This is a genomic window from Micromonospora sp. NPDC049580, assembly GCF_040675595.1.
Classification (GTDB): Bacteria; Actinomycetota; Actinomycetes; order Mycobacteriales; family Micromonosporaceae; genus Micromonospora.
This window is the reverse complement of record NZ_JBFAPG010000303.1, coordinates 1-7,896: the sequence shown is the minus strand read 5'-3', so window position 1 is coordinate 7,896 and position 7,896 is coordinate 1. Positions and strand designations below refer to the sequence as shown.

The 7,896-nt window shown below is 74.7% G+C and carries 6 protein-coding genes; all 6 read right to left on the bottom strand.

Annotated features, from left to right (window positions below):
* Positions 1-203: 203 nt before the first annotated feature.
* Positions 204-599: a DUF3040 domain-containing protein gene (locus tag AB0J68_RS21975; protein WP_234590673.1), complete on the bottom strand. Its 396-nt coding sequence runs from the start codon at positions 597-599 to the stop codon at positions 204-206.
* A 116-nt stretch (positions 600-715) separates the two neighbouring features.
* Positions 716-1,975 carry a DNA polymerase IV gene (locus AB0J68_RS21970; protein ID WP_363940273.1) on the bottom strand — a complete coding sequence of 420 codons (1,260 nt, stop codon included), beginning with the start codon at positions 1,973-1,975 and terminating at the stop codon, positions 716-718.
* Between the two features lie 62 nt (positions 1,976-2,037).
* Positions 2,038-3,210: a nucleotide pyrophosphatase/phosphodiesterase family protein gene (locus tag AB0J68_RS21965; protein WP_363940271.1), complete on the bottom strand. Its 1,173-nt coding sequence runs from the start codon at positions 3,208-3,210 to the stop codon at positions 2,038-2,040.
* A complete protein-coding gene (locus AB0J68_RS21960; RefSeq protein WP_354862385.1) occupies positions 3,207-3,977 on the bottom strand; it encodes a methyltransferase domain-containing protein in 771 nt (256 codons plus the stop codon). Before AB0J68_RS21960 ends, AB0J68_RS21965 begins: the two co-directional genes overlap by 4 nt.
* Positions 3,974-4,150 (bottom strand): hypothetical protein, encoded by a 177-nt coding sequence (locus tag AB0J68_RS21955; RefSeq protein WP_354862384.1) that lies wholly within the window; start codon positions 4,148-4,150, stop codon positions 3,974-3,976. The genes AB0J68_RS21960 and AB0J68_RS21955 overlap by 4 nt, the downstream gene beginning before the upstream one ends.
* A 97-nt stretch (positions 4,151-4,247) precedes the next feature.
* Complete coding sequence (locus tag AB0J68_RS21950; protein ID WP_363940269.1) at positions 4,248-7,625, bottom strand: error-prone DNA polymerase; 3,378 nt, start codon at positions 7,623-7,625, stop codon at positions 4,248-4,250.
* Positions 7,626-7,896: the final 271 nt, after the last annotated feature.

Below are 7,896 nucleotides of genomic sequence, written 5' to 3'. Positions count from 1 at the left end.
CTTCGCGCCCACCGAAGACGCGCGCGGAGAGCGGCGTGCATGCGCGGGAAGCGGCGGGCGCGCGCGGGAAGCGGCGGGCGCGCGCGGGAAGCGGCGGGCAGTCGGGGAGGGTGGCGGGGCGCACGGATACGACAGTGGTCGCCGGGGCGTTCCCGGCGACCCGCTCGTCGCGGTGTACGGCCCGCCTCAGCGGCGGGACGGGCTCAGCGGTGCCCCTCCGGGCGCTGCCGCCACCTGTCTTCCATCCGGTCCAGGATCGACCGGCGGCGACCGGACCGGCCACCGCGGGGACGACGACTCGTCGTGCCACCCACCACGTGCAGGTCAGGTGACTGCGCCCGCCGGTGCGACTGCACCGCGAACGCGGCCGACGCCAGCATGACGACGAAGCCCGCCACCGCCAGCGGTGGAGTCTTGATCACCGCGCCATAGACCAGTAGAGCCAAGCCAGCGATGATCACGCCGGCAGCGACGAGCAGGCGACGCCGCGCGTGGAAGCGCGGATCGCTGGCGCGCACGGCCGAGGCGAATTTGGGGTCCTCGGCAAGCGACCGCTCGATCTGCTCGAACAGCCGCTGCTCGTGCTCCGAGAGCGGCACGGCACTCCTCCCCGGTCACGTTGGTCGGGCCCACTCGGGCCGACAGACCGTGGCAGCCAACCGGCTGCTTACCCGCAAGTCTACGAGGGGGGTCGCGCGTCGGAAAGCGGGACGACCTACGGGTGGGGCGGATTTTCCTTTCGATGGGCGTCACGGTCCCCCATCAGACTGGCCGGACCTATGACGGACCGCCCGAATCGGGCAGCAGCGGCGTCTGCGGCAGCTTCCGCCTCCCGCCAACCGCGCTCGGGCGCGCCGAGGGTGAGCTGCCGGGGAGCGCCCTGCGCCGGGGCGAGCCCTTCCACCCGGACACCGACGAGCCGGATCCGCTCGCCCGGGTCCAGTGCGGTGTAGAGCGCCCAGACCGTGTCGAACATCTCGCGGGCGGTGTCGGTGGGCACGCCGAGGGTGCGGGAGCGGTTGACGGTGCGAAAGTCGGCCAGCCGCACCTTGAGGGTGACCGTGCGCCCGACCTGGCCGGAACCGCGCAACCGGACGCCGACCTTCGCGCTGAGCGCCAGCAGGGCGCGGCGGATCTCCACCGGGTCGGCCACGTCGGCGTCGAAGGTCACCTCGGCGCCGATCGACTTGTCGACGTGCTCGGGGGTGACCCGCCGCGGGTCACGCCCTGCGGCCAGCTCGTGCAGGTGCGCCGCGGACGCCGCACCCACCGCCCGGCGGAGCATGCCCAGCGGTGCCGCGGCGAGGTCGCCGACGGTGGCCAGGCCGAGCCGGCGCAGTGTCTCGGCTGCCCGCTCCCCCACGCCCCACAGCGCGTCCACCGGTAGCGGGTGCAGGAAGTCGAGGACCTGCCCCGGAGGCACGACCAACAGACCGTCGGGTTTGGCCCGGGTGGAGCCCAGCTTGGCCACGAACTTGCTGGGCGCCACCCCGACCGAGCAGGTCAGCCCCTGCTCGTCGACGACCCGGCGCCGGATCGACCGGGCGATGGTCGCCGGGGAGCCGAACAGTCTGCGGGCACCGGTCACGTCGAGGAACGCCTCGTCGAGGGAGAGCGGCTCGACCAGCGGGGTGACGTCCCGGAAGATCTGCATGACCGCCCGGGACGCGGCCGTGTACGCGGTGAAGTCCGGGGGCAGGTAGACCGCGTGGGGGCAGCGGGCGCGGGCCTGGCTGGTCGGCATCGCGCTGCGGACCCCGTACCGGCGGGCCTCGTAGCTGGCCGAGCTGACCACGCCGCGCGGCCCCACCCCGCCGACGACGACCGGCCGGCCGCGCAGCTCGGGCCGACGGCGCACCTCGACGGCGGCGAAGAAGGCGTCCATGTCGACGTGCAGGATCGGGCTGGCGGAGTCGTCGGCGTCCGGCCCGAAGCGCGGATCGTCGCCCCGGGGCAACGATTGGCTGCGACCCATCCCGGCAGGCTAACCCGGGGGTACGACAGCACCACCGGCCGACCGGCCGGACCGCGCGCCGCTCAGCCCCGCACGACCAGCAGCGGCACGGTCAGCTCGGCGGCGGTGTCCGCCCCGTGGTACGCCACCAACGTCGACGCCATCGGCCGCTCGGTGCGGCTGGCCATGACGGCGTACGTGTCGTTGCAGGTCACCACCACGTCGCCGATCCGTTCCAGGTGCTCCTCCGGCACCGGCCCGAACCAGCCGGTGGCCACCATCTCCGCCCGGGTACGCACCCGCGCCGCGTCGCCGAGCACCGCCGACCAGGCGGCCACCACGTCGTCGACCGCGCCCGGCTCGACGTGCAGGTAGCGCACCCGGGCCTCGCCGGCGACCACCCGGACCCCGTCGCGCAGCCGTGGATCGGTGTCCAGGTCGAAGCGGTGCGTCAGGGGCACGTCGAGCTGCCCGTGGTCGGCGGTCACCAGCAGCGCGGCGTCCGGTGGCAACCCGTCGACCAGCCGGGCGAGCAGGTTGTCCACCTCGGCGGCGGCGACCCGCCAGGGCGCGGAGTCGACTCCGCTGAGGTGCCCGTGCCGGTCCAGGTCGGCGTGGTAGCCGGAGACCAGGGTCGGCCCCGGGCCGGCGGACAACGCGGCCAGCATGGTGGCAGCCACCTCGTCGACGCCGGCGGCGCCCCGGAAGTCGCCGCCCCGGTTGGCGGCCAGGGTCAACCCGCTGCCGCCGAACTCCGGTCGGCTCACCACGCTCACCGCCACCCCGGCCGCGCGGGCCCGTTGGAGCTGCGTGGGCACCGGCTGCCAGCGCAGCGGCGACGGGTCGGCGGTCCAGTCGGTGTGGGTGAGCACCCGGTCGGTGCCGGGCACCCGCACGGTGAAGCCGAGCACCCCGTGCGCTCCGGGCGCGACGCCGGTGCCCAGCGTCACCAGGCTCGTCGGGGTGGTGGACGGGAAACCGGCGATGAGCGGCCGACCCACCGTCGCGGCCAGCCCGGCGAGGGTCGGCGCGTGCGGCGCGGCGGTCGGCACCTGGTACCAGCCGAGCCCGTCGACCAGCAGCACGGCGATCCGGCGTACCCCGGCCAGGGCGGGGGCCAGCCCGAGCGGGTCGGTCGACCCGGGAACGCCCAGCACGGCGAGCGCGCTGGGCAGCACGTCGGCGAGCCGGTCCCCGCTGTGCGCCGGGCCGAGGACGGCCAGCGGCGGCGGCCCACCACCCGGCGCGACGGTCATGCCGGCCGGCGGGCGAACAGGTGCAGCTGGGCGGCCAGGTCCCGGTACGGAGACTGCGCGGCCAGCGCCAGTTCCAGCTCGACCAGGGCCGCGGACTGCCCGTCGGCGACCGCGGCCGGCAGCAGGTCGGCCAGTACGCGTACCCCGTGGATCTCCTCGACCGCCAGCCCGGCGGCGGTGAGCAGCGCGGCGGCGCCGGGGGCGTCGTAGCGGCGGCGCAGCGTGTCGCGCGGCCCGGCGGTGCCGGCCGGGTCGGCGGCCAGCGCCGCCGCGACCTCCAGATGGCCGTTCATGGCGCGGCCCAGCACGGCGGCGGCCCGCCCCGCGACCAGGACGCTCGCCGCGCCACCGGGGCGCAACGCGCTGGCCAGCGCGGCGACCACCGGAGTGGGGTCGTCGACGACCTCCAGGACGGCGTGGCAGAGCACCAGGTCGACGCTGGCCGGCTCGACCAGCCCGGCCAGGGCGTCGCCGTCGCCCTGCACGGCCACGATCCGGTCGGCGACCCCGGCCTCGGCGGCCCGACGGGTCAGCGCGGCCAGCGCGTCCGGGCTCGCGTCGACGACTGTGACCCGGTGCCCGGCGCGGGCCAGCGGGACGGCGAACCCGCCGGTGCCGCCGCCCACGTCCAGCACAGTCAGCTCGGCGGCGCCGCGCCGGTCCAGCTCGGCGCGGAGCACCGACCAGATCACGGCGGTACGGGGGGTCAGCGGCGGCCCGGCGAACCGGCCTCGGGTCTGCTCCACCCGGTCGAGCCTAGTGGTCAGGACTCGGTGCCCTCGACCGCGTCCTCGGCCCGGGACCGGCGCTCGTTGGCCACCGGACCGTTGGTCACCTCGTACTCACGGGGGTCGGTGAGGTGCGACGGCATCCAGCCGGAGCCCAGCCGGGTCCGCCGGGCGTTGGCGATTCCGCCGCCGGTGTACGTGTGGTTCCCCATCACTTGTCATTCCCCCTCACGGATCACGGGCCGCTCTGCCCGCTCAGGACGAGTCTCCCGCCCGGCGACGCCGAAAACCGTAATGTGGATCACTGGATCAGCGGAAGTCACGGGACGCGGGGCTGACCGGCGGCTCGATCGCGTCCAGCCGGTCGGCGACCAGGTTGGTCACTCCCTCGTGCCGTTGCAGTCGCCCCCGGACCACCAGTGCGGCGCTGGTGCGGGCCACCCGCCGGTAACGCTGCCACAGCCCCGGTGAGCAGGTGACATTCAGCATCCCGGTCTCGTCCTCCAGGTTGAGGAAGGTCACCCCGCCGGCGGTCGCCGGGCGCTGCCGGTGGGTGACGATGCCGCCGACCCGGATCCGCTGGCCCGGCTCCACCCGACCGAGCCGGGCGATCGGCACCGCGCCGAGCACGTCGAGCTGCCCCCGGATGAACCGGGCCGGGTGGCTCTCCGGCGACAACCCGGTGGCCCACACGTCGGCGACCAGCCGGTCCACCGCCTCCATGCCGGGCAGCGTGGGCGCCACCGCGCCGGTCACCGTGCCGGGCAGTCGGCCCGGTCGGTCCTGGGCCGCCGCGCCGGCGGCCCAGAGCGCCTCCCGCCGGGTCAGCCCGAAACAGGCGAAGGCGTCCGCGGTGGCCAGCGCCTCCAGCTGCGCGGCGGTGAGACCGACCCGCCGGGCCAGATCCGGCATGTCGCGGTACGCCCCGCCGGCCGCCCGCTCGGCCTCGATCCGCTCGGCCACCTCGGCGCCGAGGGTACGCACGCTGGACAGCCCCAGCCGGACGGCCGGGCCGCCCAGTCCCCAGGCGTGCGGCGGCTCCCCCGGCCCGCTGCCCCACCGGGTGTCCGGGGTGGACTCCAACACCGCCAGCGCCCCGCTGGCGTTGATGTCCGGGCGGCGGACCTCCACCCCGTGCCGGCGGGCGTCGTCGACCAGGGTCTGCGGGGAGTAGAAGCCCATCGGCTGGGCGTTGAGCAGCGCCGCCAGGAACGGCGCCGGGTGGTAGCGCTTGAGCCACGAGCTGGCGTACACCAGGTAGGCGAAGCTCATCGCGTGGCTCTCCGGGAAGCCGTAGCTGGCGAACGCGGTGAGCTTGCGGTAGACGTCGTCGGCCAGCTCGCCGGTGATGCCCCGCTCAGCCATCCCGGCGTAGAGCCGGTCGGCGATGCGGGTCATCCGCTCGACCGAGCGTTTCGCGCCCATCGCCCGGCGCAGCTGGTCGGCCTCGGCCGCGTCGAAACCGGCCAGGTCGATGGCGAGCTGCATCAACTGCTCCTGGAACAGCGGCACACCCAGGGTCTTCTCCAGCGCGTTGCGCATCAACGGGTGGGCGAAGGTCACCGGCTCCTGACCGTTCTTGCGCCGAATGAACGGGTGCACCGAGCCGCCCTGGATCGGGCCCGGCCGGATCAGCGCCACCTCGACCACCAGGTCGTAGAACTCGCGGGGCTTGAGTCGGGGCAGGGTGGCCATCTGGGCGCGACTCTCCACCTGGAACACCCCGACCGAGTCGGCCCGGCAGAGCATGTCGTAGACCTCGGGGTCGTCCAGCGTCATGTCGCCGAGGTCGAGCCGGGACCCGATCATGTCGTAGCCGTAGTGCAGCGCGGAGAGCATGCCGAGACCGAGCAGGTCGAACTTCACCAGGCCGACGGCGGCACAGTCGTCCTTGTCCCACTGGAGCACGCTGCGGCCGGGCATCCGCCCCCACTCCACCGGGCAGACCTCGATCACCGGACGGTCGCAGATCACCATGCCGCCGGAGTGGATGCCCAGGTGCCGGGGGAACGTCTGCAGCTCGTTGGCGTACTCCACCACCTGCTCCGGGATGCCCTCGACGTCGACCGTGGCGACCGAGCCCCACCTGTCGATCTGCTTGCTCCAGGCGTCCTGCTGACCGGGTGAGAAGCCGAACGCCTTGGCCACGTCCCGTACCGCCGACCGGGGCCGGTAGGAGATGACGTTGGCGACCTGGGCGGCGTGCTCCCGGCCGTAGCGGGTGTAGACGTGCTGGATCACCTCCTCCCGGCGGTCGGACTCGATGTCCACGTCGATGTCCGGCGGGCCGTCCCGCTCCGGGGCGAGGAACCGCTCGAAGAGCAGCCGGTGCCGGACGGCGTCCACGTTGGTGATGCGCAGCGCGTAGCAGACCGCCGAGTTGGCCGCCGAGCCCCGGCCCTGGCAGTAGATGTCCTGCTCGCGGCAGAACGTGACGATGTCGTAGACCACCAGGAAGTAGCCGGGGAAGCCCAGCTCCTCGATCATGTTCAGCTCGTGGTCGAGCTGCGCGTACGCCGTCGGGTGCGCCTGCGGCGGCCCGTAGCGCTCGTGTGCCCCGTCGGCGGTCAGCTTGCGCAGCCAGCTCATCTCGGTGTGCCCCGGCGGCACCGGGTACGCCGGCAGTTGCGGCGCGACCAGTTGCAGGTCGAAGGCCAGCTCGGCGCCGAACTCGGCGGCCCGCGCCACCGCGCCCGGGTACGCGGCGAACCGGGCCGCCATCTCCGCGCCGCTGCGCAGGTGGGCGGTGGCCGCCGCGGGCAGCCAGCCGTCGATCTCGTCGAGGCTGCGCCGGGCTCGGACGGCGGCGACAGTGGTGGCCAGCCGACGCCGACCGGGGCTGGCGTAGTGCACGTTGTTGCTGGCCACCGTCGGCAGCCCGGCCGCGGCGGCCAGCTCGGCGAGCGCGTCGTTGCGGTCGGCGTCGACGGGATGCCCGTGGTCGGTCAGCTCCACCGCCACCGTCTCCGCGCCGAACAGCGCGGTCAGCCGGTCCAGTTCGCGGGCCGCCGCGTCCACTCCCTCGGTGAGCAGCGCGCCCGGCACGTGCCCCTTGCGGCAGCCGGTCAGCACCAGCACGTGGTCGCGCAGCTCGGCGGCGACCTCCTCCAGGTCCCCGTAGATCGGGCGGCCCTTCTCCCCGCCGCGCAGTTGGGCACGGGCGATGGTGGTGGCCAGCCGGGCGTACCCCTCGTGGCCGTGCGCGAGCACCAGCAGGTGCGCGCCGTGCGGGTCGGGTTCGCCGTTCTGCGGGCCGGGCAGCCCGAGGGAAAGCTCCGCGCCGAAGATGGTCGGCAGGCCCAGCGTGCGGGCCGCCTCGGCGAAGCGGACCACCCCGTAGAAGCCGTCGTGGTCGGTGACGGCGAGCGCGGTGAGCCCCAACCGGGCCGCCTCCTCGGCCAGCTCCTCGGGATGGCTGGCGCCGTCGAGGAAGCTGAAGTTGGTGTGCGCGTGCAGCTCCGCGTAGGGCACCACGCCGTCGGGGCGGGGCAGCTCCGGCGGCTGGTACTGCTCGCGCCGGCGACTCCAGGCCGGGGAGTCCCCACCGTCGGCGTCCACGGCGAGCGGGTCCACCACGTGCAGGTGCCGCTCCTCGCGCGACCGCCCGCCGCCGGAGCCGCCGCTGGCCCGGCCGGAGAGCACCCGCTCCAGCTCCGACCAGGGCATCTTCGGGTTGTGAAAGCTCATCCGGCCGCTCCGCCCGCTCGGACCGCGCCGGCCTCGCCGCCCGCTCGGACCGCGCCGGCCGCTTCTGCCGGCCCGACGGCGGTGGCACGACCGACCAGCCACCCGGCGGTGCGCGACCCCGCGAGCGGCAACAGCCACCGTGAGCGGTATGACTGTGAGTCATATTTATGACTCACAGTCATAACCCGCCTGCCGGGGTAGCGGTCAGGGATGCATGATCGACCGTCAACGGGGGGCAGCATGAGCGCGGCGCACGAGCCGCAGCCGGTCG

Excerpts from the sequence above, each read along its gene's own strand:
- AB0J68_RS21970 (WP_363940273.1), bottom strand. The coding sequence starts at position 1,975 with ATGGGTCGCAGCCAATCGTTGCCCCGGGGCGACGATCCGCGCTTCGGG.
- AB0J68_RS21965 (WP_363940271.1), bottom strand. The coding sequence starts at position 3,210 with ATGACCGTCGCGCCGGGTGGTGGGCCGCCGCCGCTGGCCGTCCTCGGC.
- AB0J68_RS21955 (WP_354862384.1), bottom strand. The coding sequence starts at position 4,150 with ATGGGGAACCACACGTACACCGGCGGCGGAATCGCCAACGCCCGGCGG.
- AB0J68_RS21950 (WP_363940269.1), bottom strand. The coding sequence starts at position 7,625 with ATGAGCTTTCACAACCCGAAGATGCCCTGGTCGGAGCTGGAGCGGGTG.